The sequence below is a fragment of the Planktothrix paucivesiculata PCC 9631 genome, from assembly GCF_900009265.2.
Classification (GTDB): domain Bacteria; phylum Cyanobacteriota; class Cyanobacteriia; order Cyanobacteriales; family Microcoleaceae; genus Planktothrix; species Planktothrix paucivesiculata.
The window spans coordinates 1-208 of sequence record NZ_LR735125.1 but is presented as its reverse complement, the minus strand read 5'-3'; the positions used below and the strand labels follow the sequence as shown (position 1 = coordinate 208).

The 208-nt window shown below is 33.7% G+C and carries 1 protein-coding gene; it reads left to right on the top strand.

The window, feature by feature from the left end:
• Nucleotides 1-208 (top strand): transposase family protein (locus tag PL9631_RS25810; RefSeq protein ID WP_156090728.1); only part of this gene is annotated, 208 nt, incomplete at both ends.

Below are 208 nucleotides of genomic sequence, written 5' to 3'. Positions count from 1 at the left end.
TTACTCAGGAAAGAAAAAACATCACACGCTCAAAATTCAGTTAGTAATTGAGCCAGAAACTAAACAGATTATTTGTACAGATTTTGGAGAAGGACATTGCCACGATTTCAGCTTATTCAAAAAAAGCAAAATTCATTTTCACCCCCAAACTGATAGTTTACAAGATAGTGGCTATCAAGGGATTAAGGATTATCACTTGAATAGCTAT